Genomic DNA, 15095 nt, shown 5'->3' on the forward strand with positions numbered 1-15095 from the left:
TCGGGGCGGTGCCGCCGCCCCGGCCCCCGGTGTCCCCGGCCCGCAATCCAGCAGGCCGGGGCAAGTCCGGGGCCCAGCCCCTGAGTACATACAAACGCGCGTGCCGCCCGAAGCGGCGGAGGGTACACTCTGGTCGGTTTTTTTCGAGCAAACGGCCGGTGGCGCGGGGGAGGACACTTTGGCGCGGCAAGCGCGTGCGATTCTGAAGCGCAGGGTGATTCTGGAAGCGGCTGCTTCGGTTTTCAACGAGTTCGGCTACGGCGCCTCCACCATTGCCCAGATTCTCGAACGTGCCGCTGTCACGCGCGGGGCCCTGTACTTCCACTTCTGTTCCAAGGAAGCCCTGGCGCGCAGCGTGCTCGCCGAGGCCGTGACCACCGAGGGGGTACGGCCGCAGCCGCTGAAGCTCCAGGAGTTCGTGGACGTCGGCCTGCTGCTCGCCCACCGGCTGCCGCGCGAGCCGCTGCTCAGCGCCTCGCTCCGGCTGTCCGTCGACCAGAACGCGCGTGCGCTGTTCGGCACCCGCTGGCCGGACTGGATCGAGGTGGCCGCCCGTCTGCTCCAGGCCGGCCAGGAGCGCGGCGAAGTGCTGCCGCACATCATTCCCGCGGAGACCGGCCGCATCTTCATCGGCGCCTGGACGGGCGTCGGACTCGTCTCGGAATCGCTCGACACCGTTCCGGAACTGACCACGGACATAGCAAAGTTCTTCGATCTCCTGCTGCCGAGCGTCGCCGTGCCGAGCGTGCTGATCAAACTCGACACCTCGCCCGGGCGGGTGCCCCTGCTGCTGCGCGCGGCCGGGGAAGGCTGAGCGCCCCGCCGGATCAGCCGCGCCGGCCGTGGCCCGAGGCCACCGGCGGCGCGGCGCGGGCGGGGCCACCGGTGGCCCCGGACCCCGCGGCCCGTTCCCCGGCGCGTTCTTCCGCGTGCCGCGGGGGCGTTGCGGGCAGCCTGGCCAGTTCCGCGTTGAACTGCGCCCCGGCGAGCAGGGTCAGGTTCGACACCCACAGCCAGACCAGGAACACGATCATCCCCGCCAGCGACCCGTACAGCCGGTTGTAGGTGGGGACGCTGGACGCGTACAGCGCGAAGCCCGCGGACGCGAACAGCCACAGCAGCACGGCGAGCGCGCCGCCTGGCGCCGAGCGGCGCGGCGCGCGCGTCCCGGCCGGGCCGGTACGGAAGAGCGTCAGCACCAGGCCCGTCACCAGCACCAGCAGCAGCGGCCACTTGAGCACGTGCCACGCGGTGCTGCCCGCCTCGCCCGTGCCGAGCAGCCGCCCCAGCGAACGGACCGCGCCGCCCGTGAGGATCAGCACCGTCGCGCTGCACACCAGCAGCCCGAGCAGCCCGAGCGCCGTCAGCATGGTGCGCGGCACCGCCCGCCACGGCGGCCTGCGGTCCACCACGTCGTGCATGCCGTGCAGCACCCGCCGGAAGACGCTCAGGTAGTTGTACGCCGACAGCCAGGCGCTCGCCGAGCCGACCGCGATGACCAGCCAGGCGGCCGAACGCCGACCGGCCGGCTCCTCGAGCGCGGCCCGCACCTCGGAGCCCGAGCCCGCCGGGAGCAGCGAGGTCACCTCGCCGATCAGCTCCTGCGCCGCCGCCGGGTGCGCGAGCCCGGTCACGGACATCGCGACCAGCAGGGTCGGGAAGACCGCGAGCACGGAGTAGTAGGTCAGGGCCGCCGCCCAGTGGTCGATGTCGTCGCGCCACAGCGACACGGGGGTCCGCCGCAGCGCCACCGCCCACCGGGCGGGCGGCCTTCGGTCACGCATGAATTCACCTCGTCGTCAGGCCCAGCACCGCGACCGCCCACACGGCGACGGCGACGGCGATGATCCCCACGGCGGGGGAGGGCCGTTGCGCCCAGTGCGGGCCGCGCATCCGCGCGTCGCGGCACATCACTGCACGCGCGGCTCGTCGTCCGTCACCTCGTCGTCCGGCAGGCGGACGTCGACGACGGCGACGTTGACCTCGATGACCTCAAGGCCGGTCATGCGCTCGACGGCCGCGATCACGTTCTCCCTGATGTCGCGGGCGACGTCCCTGATCGGCACCCCGTACTCGACCATCACGTCGAGGTCGACGGCCGTCTGCCGCTGCCCGACCTCGACCTTCACGCCGCGGTTCGCGCCGGCCCGGCCGCCGGGCACCCGGTCGCGGACCGCGCCGAGTGTCCGGGACAGCGTGCCGCCCAGCGCGTGCACGCCGGGCACCTCGCGGGCGGCGAGCCCCGCGATCTTCTCGACGACTCCGGCCGCGATGGACGTCTGCCCGCGCGTCGCCGCCGGCTCCTGCGGGCCCGTGGCGCCCTCGCTGACGGTGGTCGCGCCGTCGGACGAGACGCCCGCCGTGCGGGCCACCTGGGCTGATTCCTCCGCGGGCGCGGCGGACGCGGGTGCTGTCTTCATTGCCATGGCATACCTTCCCGTTGCGGCTCGATGGTGCTCTGACACCCTGTTGGACACGGGTCGGCGTGAATCGTCACGCGCGGTTCCGCACTTTTTCCCGGGTCTCGCCGGGGAACCGGAAGGAGTTGGTGGGTGGCCGACGAGGCGGAGCCCGCGGCGGACGACGCACTGCTGGCCGCGCGGGCCGGAGAGGGCGACGAAGACGCCTTCGAGACGCTGGTCCGGCGCCACGGCCCGGTCCTGCTGCGGCTGGCCAGCCACCTGCTCGGCGGGGGCACGGACGCGGAGGACGCCGTTCAGGAGGCATTCGTCCAAGCCTGGCGGCGGTTGCCCGAGTTCCGCGGCGACGCCACGTTCCGGACGTGGATGTACCGCATCGTCACCAACCGCTGCCTGAACCAGCTGCGCGCCCGGCGGCCCACCGCGCCGCTGGACGCGGTGGCCGAGCCCGCCGCGCCGGAACACCAGGTCTCGCCCGCGCGGACGGCCGAGAACACCGCGGCGGTGGTGGCGCTGCACGCGGCCCTGGCCGGGCTCTCTCCCGAACAGCGCGCCTGCTGGGTGCTGCGGGAGTTCCACGGGCTGTCGTACGAGGACATCGCGCATACGGTGGGAATCAGCCACCAGGCCGTGCGCGGCCGGATCTTCCGGGCCAGGCGCTACCTGACGGAGGCGATGGAAGCATGGCGCTGAACGAGCCGCTCGATTCCGAGGAGCTGCCCTGCGGCCGGTCGCTGCAAGACGTCTGGGAGAGCTGGGACGAGGGCACGACCGGCAAGGACCCGCACTACGCGTCCTGTCCGCACTGTTCCGCCGCCCTTGCGGAGCTGCGCGCGCTCGGCGACTTCGTCGAGCAGAGCAGGGCCGCGGCGCCCGAACCGCCGGGCGCGCCCGACGCCCGCGCCGTCACGACGCGCGTCATGGACATCGTGCGGCTCGAACTGCGCCCCGGGCGCAGGCTGCCGCTCGGCGAGCCGGACGAGGACGCCTGGATCGTGGAGGCCGCCGCGGCCAAGACCTTCCGCGCCGCCGCCGAATCGCTGCCGGGCGTGCGCGCGGGCAGCTGCCGCATCGAGCCGCTGGGCGCGGGTTCCGGCACATCACGCGGCCCCGTCCGGGTACGCCTCGCGGTGACGGCCGAGCTGACCTGGACCGTTCCGCGCCTGGCCGACGCGGTGCGGGAACGGGTCGCGCGGGCCGCGCGCGAGGCCATCGGCCTCGACGTGCAGGCCATCGACATCGAAGTCGTGGACCTGGTGGACACGATGGACACGACGGACACGACGGACAGGAGGACGCGGTGAACGGTCGCCCCGCAGATCTCGATGCGCGGGTGCGGGAGGCCGCCGCCGCGGCGGCCAGGTCCGTACCGGGGGTGGCGTTCCTGCGGCCCGGGCTGAGCGGGCTGCTGCGCGGCCGGGCCGGCCGCGCGGCGCGTGGCGCGGGCGCGGGCGCGGTGCGGGTCAGGCGCGGTGGCGCGCCGGGCAGCTGGGAGATCGGGGTCGAGCTGGCGACGCTGCGCGGGCACCGCGCGCTCGATGTGACGCGTTCGGTGCGGTCCGCGGTCCGCCGGGCCGTCGGCGAGGAGACGGCGTCGGCGGCCCGCCCGGCGGAGCACGTCACCGTGACCGTGACGGTCACCGACATCGCGTGAGCCCGCCGCCCTGACCGGCGCAACCGCCGGACGTGCCTGCCGGAAATATCCCGTTGTCCGGGAATCTGCCGGTAGGTTCTGAGGCGATCCGGAGGGACACCCTCCACCGGCAGATGGGCAAGTCATGCGATGGTCTCCAGGGCCGGTGGCGGTCCTCGGGCTCGGCTACGTCGGCCTCCCCACCGCGCTCGCGCTGTGCTCCGCCGGCCAGCGCGTCATCGGCCTCGACACCGACCCGCACCGCCTCGACGCCGTCCGGCGCGGCGCCGTCGACCTGCCGGACGCCGACCGCGCGCGGCTGCGCGCCCTCGCCGCGGGCCCCTCGTTCACCCTCACCGGCGACCCCGCCGCGGTGGCCGCCGCGGGCTCGGTCGTCATCTGCGTGCCCACCCCCGTCGACGACCACCTGCTGCCCGACCCGCGCGCCCTGCGCGCCGCCTGCGCCTCGGTCGTCCGCCACGCCACCGCCGGCCAGACGATCGTGCTCGCCTCCACCAGCTACGTCGGCACCACCCGCGAACTGCTCCTCGACCCACTCGCGGACCGCGGACTCGGCCCCGCAGGCCCCATCGGCGACGTATTCGTCGCCTGCGCCCCCGAACGCATCGACCCCGGCAACGCGGACCGCCCGCAGGGCGCCGTCCCGCGCGTCGTCGGCGGGGCCACGCCCGAGTGCAGCCGCCGCGCCGCCGCGCTGCTGCGGCCCGTCGCCGCCCGCGTCCACGTCGTCGGCTCGCCCGAGACGGCCGAGCTGACGAAGCTCCTGGAGAACACCTTCCGCGCCGTCAACATCGCACTCGCCAACGAGTTCGCCACCATCGCGGGCCACCTCGGCCTCGACATCACCGAGGTCGTCGACGCCGCCGCCACCAAACCGTACGGCTTCATGCCCTTCCGGCCGGGGCCCGGCGCCGGCGGGCACTGCATCCCCTGCGATCCGCACTACCTGCTGTGGCAGCTGCGTGCCGCCCGCGTGCCCGCGCCGCTCGTCGACACCGCGATGACCGCGCTCGCCGCCCGCCCGCCCGCCGTGGCCCGCCGCGCCCGCGACATCCTGGCCGCCCGCGGCGTCCCCGCCCGCGGCGCCCGCGTCCTGGTGGCCGGGGTCGCCTACAAACCGGGCGTCGCCGACCACCGCGAATCGTCCGCGCTCCGCCTCATCGAGGACCTGCTCCTGGCGGGTGCCGACGTCGCCTACACCGACCCGCTGATCCCCGTCCTGCCGGTGCGCGGCCGCCTGCTGCACCACAGGGCCGACCCGGCGGAACGGCCCTGGGACCTCGTCGTCGTCCACACCGTCCACCCCGGCCAGGACCTGGGCTGGCTGGAGGACTGCGGGCCGGTCCTCGACGCGACGTACCGCCTCGACAGCCCCAAGGGCCGGTACCTGGTATGAGTCTCGCCCCCCGGTACGACAGCCTCGACGACGGCGTGCGGCACGCCCTGCGCCGCCTGGTCACCCTGCTCGCCCTGCTCCCGCTGCTGATCCTGCTCGCCGCCCAGGCCCCGCGCCTGCCCGGCGGCCCGCTCGTCCTCGGCTACGGCTTCCTGGTGCTCGCGGTCACCACCGTCATGCTGTTCCTCGCCTACGCCCACTACGAGGACCCGGCCGTGCGCACCGTGCGCCGCCGCCCGGTCGCCGCCACCGCGGACTTCCCGCCGCTGCCGCCCGCGCCCCGCGTCAGCTTCCTCCTCGCCGTCAAGGACGAGCAGGACCACATCGAGTCCTGCGTGCGGTCCATGGCGGCGAGCGACTGCCCGGGACTCGACCTCGTCGTCGTGGACGACGCCTCCACCGACGGCACCCCCGCGATCCTGCGCCGCCTGGCCGCCGAACTCCCCGTCCGGCTGCTGTTCCTCGACCGCAACGTCGGCAAGAAGCGCGCCCTGGTCCTGGCCGCGGAACACGCGGAAGGCGACGTGCTGGCGTTCACCGACTCCGACTGCCTGCTGGCCCCCGACGCGCTCCGCCGCTGCGTCGACGCCCTGGTCCGCCACCCGGAACTCGGCGCCGTCAGCGGCCACGCCCGCGCCCTGAACGCCGACGCCACGCTCCTCACCCGCGTTCAGGACGTCTGGTACGAGGGGCAGTTCCGCGTCGCCAAGGCCGCCGAGGCCGTCTTCGGCGCCGTCACCTGCGTCTCGGGCCCCCTCGCCGTCTTCCGCCGCGACGCCGTCTACAACTACCTGCCCGCCTGGGCCGAGGACCGCTTCCTCGGCCGCGACTTCCGCTTCGCCACCGACCGGCAGCTCACCGGCTACGTCCTCGGCCAGTTCCGGCTCGGCCGCCGCCTCAAGGCACGGCACGCCGGCTCGCCGTTCGTCCACGGCACCGACCACCCCGAACGGGCCTGGCGCACCGGCTACGTGCGCTCCGCCGTGGTCCGCACCACCGTGCCCGCCCGGCTGCGGCCGTTCCTGCGGCAGCAGATCCGCTGGAAGAAAAGCTTCATCCGCAACATCTTCTTCACCGGCACCTTCATGTGGCGCCGCGGCCCGGCCGCCGCCGCGCTCTACTACGGGCACGTCCTGTGGGTCCTGGCCGCGCCCGTCATGGCCGTGCGGCACCTGCTGTGGGCGCCGGCCGCCGGGCTGTGGACGCTCACCGCGCTCTACCTCGCCGGGGTCCTCCTCAAGGGCGTCGTATGGGGCGTCGCCTTCCGCATCGACCACCCGGGAACGCCGCGCTGGCGCTACCGGCCGCTGATGAGCCTGCTGTCCGCGACGCTGCTCGCCTGGCTGCTGCCCTGGTCCCTGCTCACGATCCGGCGCAACGTCTGGTCCAGGAGCGCCACATGAAAACCCTGCGCGTCCTGCGGACGGCCGCCGCCGCGCTCGCCGTCCTCGCCCTCTACGGGCTCGTGCTCGGCCGCGGCCGGTGGCCGCAGTGGCCGCTGCCGTGAACGCCCGCCTGCTGCGCGCCGCGCTCGGCCTCGCCGCCGCGGCGGTCCTGGCCGCCCCGTTCGCCGCCGCCTGGCAGCTGCACGAGCACCGCGGCGACGTCACCGCCCAGGACGCCGCCCCCGCACCGGCCGCCGACCCGGCCGCGACCGCCGCCTGGCGCGCGCTCGGCGCCGCGCTCCCCGACCGCACGCCCCCCGTCGTCCTCGCCTACCACGACATCGCGCACGACCCCGGCAACCGCTACACCGTCACGCCTGAACGCCTCGACGCGCACCTCACCGCGCTCGCCGCGGCCGGCTACCGCACCCTCACCGCCGAGGAGTTCGCCGACTGGGCCGAGGGCGGGCCGCCACCGCCGCGCGGCGTGCTGCTGACCTTCGACGACGGCACCCACGGCCTGTGGGTCCACGCCGACCGCATCCTGGCCCGGCACGGCGCGCACGGCTCGGCGTTCCTCATCACCGGCCGCGTCGGCCGCCACCGCCCCTACTACCTGTCGTGGCCGGAGATCTCCCGCATGCACGCCTCGGGCCGCTGGGACTTCCAGAGCCACACCCACGACCTGCACACCCGCGGTGCGGACGGCGGCGGCGCGCAGGGCGTGCGCGCGGACCTGAGGCGGTCGCTCGACGCGTTCGCCGCACACGGTCTGCCCAGGCCCGCGCTGTTCTCCTACCCGTTCTCCGAGACCCGCGGCTTCCCCGACGCCCTGGTCCGCGACCTGTTCACCGCCACGCTCACCAACCGCGCCGGCCGGCCGCTGCCGCCCAGCCGCAGGTCCGCGCCCGGCGAGTGCTTCGAACGCCTCGAAGTGCTGTCCGGCACCACCGCGGACGCACTCGTGCGCGAGGTGGCCCGGCGCACCCCGCTGCCGCCCGGCGGCGACCTGCTGGCCGACCGGGAGCGCTGGGTCGCCGCCGACCGCAGGCCGCCCGCGCCCGGCACGCTCCCCGGCGGCGGGCCGCGCAGGCCCGCCGCCGGGCGCTACCAGTACGCCGAATACGCCCCGCATGCCACCGCCGACTGGGACGGCTACACCGTTCGCGCGGACGTCTCGGGCCTGACCGCGGGCGGCGCGACGTTCGGCCTGGCCGCCCGCGTCGGCGGCGGGTCCCCGGTCCAGGTCCGCGTCTCCCACCACCGCGTCCGCCTCGTCGAGAACGGCAGCACCCGCGCCGAACGCCGGCTGCCGCGCGGCACGGCGCACCGCGTCGAGCTGACCGTGCGGGGCGGCCGGACCACCGTCGTGGTCGACGGGCGGGTGCGTCTGGCGGCCACCGCGGACACCGCACCCGGCACCGGCGGCGTCGCCGTGTCCGCCTCACGCGCCGGCCGGGACGTCCCCTGGCCGGTCATCGACGCTCTTCGCGTCGAAAGAACCGGGCAGGAGCAGTGAACGAGGAAAGGAGGACGGGCATGCCGACCGAGACATGGCACGTACGGGTGTCCATCGACACCGACGGCCGGCTGACGCGGGCCGAGGCCAGGCTGGAGGACAAGCCGGACACCGTCCTGGTCAGCGAGGGCACGGCCAGGGCCCACCCCAGCGACGCGAACGTTCCCGACATCGGCCGCGAACTCGCGGTGGCCCGCGCCCTGTCGGAGCTGTCGCATCAGCTGGTGCACCTCACGGTCCAGGACATCGAGTCCCGCACCCACCGGCCCGTGCGGCACCTCAAGCAGTAGGGCCCTGGATCGCGACCGCCGTGCCGGAGACGTGCACCCGCGGGTCGTCCGGCTCCAGGGTCACCGTCAGCAGGGACGGGCGGCCCATGTCGTGCCCCTGGTGCAGCGTGAGCACCGCCGGGGGCGCGGCCAGGCCCAGAGCGCGCAGGTAGCCGCCGAGGGCCGCGGCCGCCGCCCCCGTGGCCGGGTCCTCCACCACGCCGCCCACGGGGAACGGGTTCCGCACGTGGTGGACGGCCGCGGACTCGCGCCACACCAGCGCGACGGTCGTCAGGTCGAGGCGCAGCATCAGCGCCGCCAGGCGGTCGAAGTCGTAGTCGAGAGCCGCCAGCCGCTCCCGCGTCGCCGCCGCCACCACCAGGTGCCGCGCCCCGGCGTAGGCGATGCGCGGCGGCAGCGCCGTGTCCAGGTCGCCGGCCCGCCAGCCGAGCGCGGCCAGCGCCCCGGTCAGGTCGGCCGCGGCCACCGGCTCCTGCCGTGTCGGCACGCTGGAGAGCGTGGCGCGCGGCGCGCCGCCGTTCGCGGTCACCGCCACCGGCACCTCACCGGTCCGGGTCAGGAACGTGCGGCCGCCGGTCCCGGCCCGTTCGGCCAGCGCCACGGCCGCCGCCACCGTCGCGTGCCCGCAGAACGGCACTTCCGCCCGCGGGCTGAAGTACCGCGCCGTGAAGGAGCCGCCGCCCCGCGGCACGAGGAAGGCGGTCTCCGAGTACCCCACCTCCGCCGCGATCCGCAGCATCGCCGCCTCGTCGAGCCCCGAGGCGTCGAGGACCACGCCCGCCGGGTTGCCGCCCGCCGGGTCGGTCGTGAACGCCGCATACCTGAGCACCTCGTGAATCATGCCGGGCCAACCCGGCCGCCGGTCACGGGTATTCCGTTATTCCGTCACTCGAACGAGGGAACGTGGGTTCGCCGGCCCGGCGTGTGCTTGGTCACGTCGCGCGCCTCCGGGTGCGCCGGTGCCCGCCGCGGGCCCGCCCGCCCCGGGGGCGCGCGCCGGCGCCGCCCCGCGTCCCGCGCCCCGCGGCGCCCGCCGCGGACGCGGCCGGCCCGCGGGCGCGTGACCAGCGACTCCACACGGAACGGCGGCGCAGGGCCGGGCGCCCACGGGCCCGGTTCGCGTGCCTGCACGGCCGTCACGACCGGCCCGCGTCGGGTCCGTTCCCGGCCGTCCGCGGGGCGCCGGTGGGCGCGAAACGGAGTGGGGGCGGCCCGGTCATTCATGGGATGATCGGATCGTTCCCCGCTCAAGCACGGAGAGGTTCATGAACCAGCCCGGCCCGACAGCCACGGCCGCCCCCGACTCCACCGCCCCCTCCCCCAGCCGCATATCGCCCCCGAGCCCGGCCCGCGCCGACATCAGTCGCACGCAGCGGGCCGGACTGCTGCTCACCCTCATCCTCGGCGGCCTCTCCGCCGTGCCGCCGCTGTCCCTGGACATGTACCTCCCGGCCCTCCCGGAGATCGGCGACGCCCTGGGCACCGGCGCCGCCACGGTACAGCTGACCCTGACGGCCTGCCTCCTGGGCCTCGGCCTCGGCCAGCTCGTCGTCGGGCCGATGAGCGACCAGCTCGGCCGCCGCGTGCCGCTGATGGTCGGCATGCTCGCCTACGTGGTGGCCTCCGTGGCCTGCGCGCTGGCCCCCAACGTGGAGACGCTGACCCTCTTCAGGCTCCTCCAGGGCCTGGCCGGTGCGGCGGGCATCGTCATCGCCCGCGCCGTCGTCCGCGACCTGTTCCGCGGCGTCGCCATGGCCCGGTTCTTCTCCTCCCTCATGCTCGTCTCCGGCGTGGCGCCCATCCTGGCGCCCGTCTTCGGCGGCCAGTTGATGCGCGTCACCGACTGGCGCGGCATCTTCGTGGTGCTCGCCGCCGCCGGCCTGGTGCTCGTCCTCGTCGTCTACCGCTGGCTGCCCGAGACCCTGCCGAGGGAACGCCGCAACTCCGGCGGCGTCCCCGCCGCCCTGCGGGCCATGGGCGGGCTGTTCACCGACCGCGTCTTCACCGGCCACCTGCTCGTCGGCAGCCTCGTCTTCGCCTCGCTGTTCGCCTACGTCGCCGCCTCCCCGTTCGTCATCCAGGAGATCTACGGCGCCTCGCCGCAGACGTTCAGCATGCTCTTCATGCTCAACTCGATCTCCCTGGTCGCCATGGGCCAGGTCAACGGCAAGATCCTCATCGGCCGCGTGCCCACCCTGCGCATCATGGCCGCGGGCCTGACCGTCATCACCCTGGCCGCCACCGCGCTGCTGCTGATGACCACCGGCGTGTTCGGCGAGCCCGGGCTCCTGCCCGTATCCGTCGGCCTCTTCGTGCTGATGGGGGCCATGCCCCTGGTCATGCCCAACGCGAACGCGGAGGGCCTGGACCGGGCCGGGCACGCCGCGGGCTCCGCCTCCGCGCTGCTGGGCGCGTCCGCGTTCTTCGTCGGCGCCATCGCCTCCCCGCTCGTCGGCATCGCGGGCGAGGAGACCGCGGTCCCGATGGCTGTGGTGCAACTCACGTTCGCCGTGCTCGCCGTGGGCTGCTTCGTCACCCTCTGCCGCCCGCGCCGCCGCAGGACCAGTCCTATCCTGGCCCGGTGACCAGCACCTCCGAGCGCCTGCGTACCGCGCTGGACCAGCTGCTTGACGGCCTGCCGCCCCGCCAGGCGGCCGGCGCGGTCGAGCAGCTCATGTCCGGCTACCGGGACGAAGGGCGCGGCGCGGCCCCGCCCGTCCTCGCCGACCGGGCCGCCGCCGTCGCGTACGCGGCCTACCGCATGCCCGCGACCTTCGAGGCCGTCGCCGCGGCCCTGGGCCGCTTCGCCGACCTCACCCCCGGCTGGGCCCCGGCCGGCCACCTCGACCTCGGCGGCGGCACCGGCGCCGCCGCCTGGGCCGCGGCCGACGTGTGGCCGGCCGCCGGCCGTCCCACCGTGGTCCTCGACCGCGCGGGGCCCGCGCTCGACCTCGGCCGCGAGCTGGCCGGCGGCCGCCTCGACGGCGTCGAGTGGCGCCAGGCGCGCCTCGGCGCCCAGGGCACCGCGCTGCCCGCGGCCGACCTGGTCACCGCCTCGTACGTGCTCGGCGAGCTGCCGGCGGCCGACCGGGACGCGCTGACCGACTCCGCCGCCGCGGCCGGTACCGCCGTCGTGCTCGTCGAGCCGGGCACGCCCGGCGGCTACCGCCGCATCAGGGCCGCCAGGGACCGGCTGATCGCCGCCGGGCTGCACGTCCTCGCGCCCTGCCCGCACAGCGGCACCTGCCCCGTCACCGGCGACGACTGGTGCCACTTCGCGGCCCGCGTCAGCCGCTCGGCACTCCACCGACGGGTGAAAGGCGGTGTACTGCCGTACGAGGACGAGAAGTTCGCCTACGTCGCCGCCGCGCGGGACTCCGTCGCCGGCCGCCCCGCGCCCGGCCGCATCGTACGCAGGCCCCTGCTGCGGAAGGGGCAGGTGCTGCTCGATCTGTGCACGGCCGACGGCGAGCTGCGCCGCGAAACCGTCTCCAAGCGCCACCGCGAGGACTACCGCGCGGCCCGTTCCGGCGACTGGGGCGCGCCCTGGCCGCCCCTTTCCCCCCTTTCTCCCGATTACCCATCCGAGACCGACACAGGGCAGGATGTGCCCGATACGCGCGACACGCGCGTTACAGCGGAATAAAAGGACGGCCGGATACGCTCCACGGCGCGTCGGCAAAGAAGTGAGGCGGCAGGAGGCTCATGGAACGCGAGAGCAGATTCCCCCGCTGGCTGCGCCGCGGAGCACGTGGCGCCGCCGCAGGCGCCGCCGCCGCGAAGGCCCGCGAGAACCTGCTGCTCGCCGTCGCCGACGCGGGCCTGCCGCTCGCGCCGGCCGCGCACCCGCAGGGCTACGGCTGTTCCTGCGAGCGCATCGGCTGTCCCACCCCGGGCCGCCACCCGGTGTCGCTCGCCTGGCAGACCCAGGCCACCACCGACCGCGACCAGATCCTGCGGTGGCTGCGCGCCGACCCCGAGTGCAACTTCATCACCGCCACCGGCCGCACCCACGACGTGCTCGACCTGCCCGCCGCCGCGGGCTACACGGCCCTGGAACGCCTGGCCGGGGAGAACGTGGACATCGGGCCCGTCGCGGTCGCCGACCCCGACCGGGTCCTGTTCTTCACCGCCACCCGCGGCACCCCGGACGACGAGGACGAGTGGTGGCCCTGCGCCCTCGACTGCCACCCCGAGAGCGTCGACGAGCACCCGGGACTGCGCTGGCACTGCCGCGGCAGCTACGTCCTGGTGCCGCCCTCCCGCGTCCCCGCGGCCGTCGAGGGCGGCGTGCGCTGGCTGCGCGGCCCTGAACATCCGCTGCCCGAGCCGCTGATGCTGCTCGAAGCCCTCACCGACGCCTGCGGCGGCCTGGCCGCCGAGCGGCAGCAGCCGCACGGCAGCGAGGCGCCGCACAGCTCGTTCCGCCCCTGGCGCGCCCAGGCCGGGCCGGTCCAGGGCGCCTGACTCCCCCCGACCACGGCCCACGGGCCGGACACCGGCGGTAACACCGGAACGCCCGCAGCGGCCAGTGCGACGTGTCACCGTTCGTTCGTTACATCCGTCATCGGGACTGATGACGGAGCGCACTCGTCGCGGTCCCGGCGCACGCGGATCATGGATTCCACCTACCCCTCCACCACGCCGCGGCAGCGACGACTCGGGCAGGGCCGGCAGCTGAGCGGATGCCGTCCTCACGCACGCGCCGTCCTGCCCCACGGCCGGCCGGCTCACGTCGGCGTCCGTTAGGAGAACCATGTCTACCCGTGCCCGCCTCCATCGAACGGCAGCGTTCGGCGCAACGCTGCTGCTGGTGGGAATGCTCGGCGCCTGCACGTCATCGAGCGCTGAGGAGTCCCCGGAGGAGTCTCCGGACGAGTCGTCGCAGGAGTCGTCGGAGGAACTGCGGCGTTTCTACGAGCAGGACCTGGCCTTCGAGCCCTGCGAGCCCTACGCGACCACCGAGGCCGACGCGCAGATCCTCGCGAACGAGCGGTTCGAGTGCGCCCGCATGGAGGCGCCGATGGACTATGACGACCCCGGCGGCGAGACCGTGTCGATCGCGCTGCTGCGGTTGCCGGCGAAGGGGGAGCCGATCGGATCACTGCTGACCAACCCGGGCGGCCCCGGATATTCGGGCCTGAGCTTCCCCGCGATCATCTCCGCGCTGGCTCCCGAGAACCCGGTCGTGGAGCGGTTCGACCTGATCGGCGTCGACCCGCGCGGCGTCGGCGCCTCCACCCCCGCGCTGGACTGCTACACCGACGCCGAGCGCGAGAACGACGCGCTGTCGGCGAAGCTCAACGTGACCGAGGAACAGACCCGGCAGTGGATGCGGCAGTGCGCCGAGCGCACCGGCAGTGAGGAGTTCCTCTCCCACGTGGGCACGCGGGACGCCGCGCGTGACATGGACGTGCTGCGGGCGGTGCTGGGCGACGAGGAGCTGAGCTACCTCGGCACGAGCTACGGCTCGCGGCTGGGAGCGGTCTACGCCGAGATGTTCCCGGACAACGTCCGGGCGCTCGTGCTCGACGGGGCGATGAACCCGTACGCCGCCACCGCCGAACGGCGCGAATCGCAGTACGCCGGCCTCCAGCGCTCGTTCGAGCTGATGGGCGCCTCCTGCACGGAACAGCCCGACTGTCCGCTGGGCTCCGATCCCGACGCGGTGACCGAACGGTTCCAGGAGATCGTCCAGCCCCTGCTCGACGAGCCGGTCCCGGCCGGCGACGGCCGGGTCCTCAGCTTCTTCGACGCGATCGACGGGGTCGTCTCGGGACTGTACTCGGAAGCGAGTTGGCCCACGATCATCGAGGGAATCCGCGAGGTCAGGGACGGACGCGGCGAGACCCTGATGGGGCTGCACGACGGCTACTACCAGCGGAGCGCCGACGGCAGCTACAGCAACGCCCTCGAAGCCACCGAGGCCATCAACTGCCTGGACGAGGAACGGCACACCCCGGAACAGGAGACGGCGCTCCAGCGCACGGTCATCGCCGCCGGCCCCTTCACTGACCCCGGCCGGCCGCTGGGCGAGACGAGGAACATGTGCGAGTCCTGGCCGGTGGAGCCGACCCTGGGCTACCCGTACGCCACGGACATCGAGGGGCTGTCCGACACGTTGACCGTCGCCGTCACCGGCGACCCCGTGGCCCCGTACGAGGAAGGCGCCCGCCTGGCCGAGGCGCTGGACGGCAGCCTGCTCACCGTCGAGGGCGAGCAGCACGGCGCCGCCCTGGTCGCCGGCAACGCGTGCGTCGACGACATCGTCGCCGACTACCTCGTCAACCTCGACTCTCCGCCCTCCGACGCCAGGTGCACCCTCGAATGACCCGGCCCCGCCGAGGCGCCTGAGGACCGAGTGCCCCGTGCCGTGCTTCGCCGGGGCCACCGGGGACGCACTCATCCCCGGCAGGAGCGCCGAACGGCCG

Annotated in this window: 16 protein-coding genes; 12 read left to right on the forward strand and 4 right to left on the reverse strand. The window is 74.8% G+C overall.

What is annotated here, in order from left to right; all coding sequences use genetic code 11:
- Positions 1 to 178 precede the first annotated feature (178 nt).
- On the forward strand, positions 179 to 814 hold the full coding sequence (locus STBA_RS27565; RefSeq protein WP_077061786.1) for a ScbR family autoregulator-binding transcription factor: 636 nt from the start codon (positions 179 to 181) through the stop codon (positions 812 to 814).
- 13 nt (positions 815 to 827) lie between these two features.
- Here STBA_RS27565 and STBA_RS27570 read toward each other — a convergent pair whose 3' ends face one another.
- From STBA_RS27570 to STBA_RS27575, 3 genes are read right to left on the reverse strand one after another with little or no spacing between them, the layout of a single operon-like run.
- A complete protein-coding gene (locus STBA_RS27570; protein WP_077061787.1) occupies positions 828 to 1784 on the reverse strand; it encodes a YihY/virulence factor BrkB family protein in 957 nt (318 codons plus the stop codon).
- A gap of 4 nt (positions 1785 to 1788) precedes the next feature.
- A complete protein-coding gene (locus STBA_RS39340; RefSeq protein ID WP_290443919.1) occupies positions 1789 to 1911 on the reverse strand; it encodes a hypothetical protein in 123 nt (40 codons plus the stop codon).
- Positions 1911 to 2420: an Asp23/Gls24 family envelope stress response protein gene (locus tag STBA_RS27575; RefSeq protein WP_077061788.1), complete on the reverse strand. Its 510-nt coding sequence runs from the start codon at positions 2418 to 2420 to the stop codon at positions 1911 to 1913. Before STBA_RS27575 ends, STBA_RS39340 begins: the two co-directional genes overlap by 1 nt.
- Positions 2421 to 2552: 132 nt before the next feature.
- Here STBA_RS27575 and STBA_RS27580 point away from each other — a divergent pair, with 132 nt between their 5' ends.
- From STBA_RS27580 to STBA_RS27610, 7 genes are all read left to right on the forward strand, one after another.
- Complete coding sequence (locus STBA_RS27580) at positions 2553 to 3113, forward strand: sigma-70 family RNA polymerase sigma factor (RefSeq protein WP_077061789.1); 561 nt, start codon at positions 2553 to 2555, stop codon at positions 3111 to 3113.
- The gene (locus STBA_RS27585) at positions 3104 to 3724 is read left to right on the forward strand and encodes an Asp23/Gls24 family envelope stress response protein (RefSeq protein WP_077061790.1); all 621 of its coding nucleotides are present in this window, start codon (positions 3104 to 3106) and stop codon (positions 3722 to 3724) included. Before STBA_RS27580 ends, STBA_RS27585 begins: the two co-directional genes overlap by 10 nt.
- Positions 3721 to 4074, forward strand: a complete 354-nt coding sequence (locus STBA_RS27590; protein WP_077061791.1) for a hypothetical protein — start codon at positions 3721 to 3723, stop codon at positions 4072 to 4074. Before STBA_RS27585 ends, STBA_RS27590 begins: the two co-directional genes overlap by 4 nt.
- Positions 4075 to 4198: 124 nt before the next feature.
- Entirely contained in the window at positions 4199 to 5470 is a 1272-nt protein-coding gene (locus tag STBA_RS27595; protein WP_077061792.1) for a nucleotide sugar dehydrogenase, read from the forward strand.
- Positions 5467 to 6873, forward strand: a complete 1407-nt coding sequence (locus STBA_RS27600) for a glycosyltransferase (protein WP_077061793.1) — start codon at positions 5467 to 5469, stop codon at positions 6871 to 6873. The genes STBA_RS27595 and STBA_RS27600 overlap by 4 nt, the downstream gene beginning before the upstream one ends.
- Before the next feature lie 88 nt (positions 6874 to 6961).
- On the forward strand, positions 6962 to 8374 hold the full coding sequence (locus STBA_RS27605; RefSeq protein WP_107485125.1) for a polysaccharide deacetylase family protein: 1413 nt from the start codon (positions 6962 to 6964) through the stop codon (positions 8372 to 8374).
- Between the two features lie 20 nt (positions 8375 to 8394).
- On the forward strand, positions 8395 to 8664 hold the full coding sequence (locus STBA_RS27610) for a DUF1876 domain-containing protein (RefSeq protein ID WP_077061795.1): 270 nt from the start codon (positions 8395 to 8397) through the stop codon (positions 8662 to 8664).
- Here STBA_RS27610 and STBA_RS27615 read toward each other — a convergent pair.
- Positions 8654 to 9505, reverse strand: coding sequence for a PhzF family phenazine biosynthesis isomerase (locus STBA_RS27615; protein ID WP_077061796.1), 852 nt, complete (start codon positions 9503 to 9505; stop codon positions 8654 to 8656). The two genes, STBA_RS27610 and STBA_RS27615, sit on opposite strands and share 11 nt — an antisense overlap.
- Before the next feature lie 424 nt (positions 9506 to 9929).
- Here STBA_RS27615 and STBA_RS27625 point away from each other — a divergent pair, with 424 nt between their 5' ends.
- From STBA_RS27625 to STBA_RS27640, 4 genes are all read left to right on the forward strand, one after another.
- On the forward strand, positions 9930 to 11249 hold the full coding sequence (locus tag STBA_RS27625; protein ID WP_077061798.1) for a multidrug effflux MFS transporter: 1320 nt from the start codon (positions 9930 to 9932) through the stop codon (positions 11247 to 11249).
- Positions 11246 to 12310 (forward strand): small ribosomal subunit Rsm22 family protein, encoded by a 1065-nt coding sequence (locus STBA_RS27630; protein WP_077061799.1) that lies wholly within the window; start codon positions 11246 to 11248, stop codon positions 12308 to 12310. The genes STBA_RS27625 and STBA_RS27630 overlap by 4 nt, the downstream gene beginning before the upstream one ends.
- 59 nt (positions 12311 to 12369) lie before the next feature.
- Positions 12370 to 13131, forward strand: a complete 762-nt coding sequence (locus tag STBA_RS27635; protein ID WP_077061800.1) for a bifunctional DNA primase/polymerase — start codon at positions 12370 to 12372, stop codon at positions 13129 to 13131.
- 289 nt (positions 13132 to 13420) lie between these two features.
- Entirely contained in the window at positions 13421 to 14995 is a 1575-nt protein-coding gene (locus STBA_RS27640; protein ID WP_077061801.1) for an alpha/beta hydrolase, read from the forward strand.
- The last annotated feature ends 100 nt before the right edge of the window (positions 14996 to 15095 follow it).

The organism is Streptomyces sp. MP131-18 (assembly GCF_001984575.1).
In the GTDB taxonomy this organism is placed as follows: Bacteria; Actinomycetota; Actinomycetes; order Streptomycetales; family Streptomycetaceae; genus Streptomyces; species Streptomyces johnsoniae.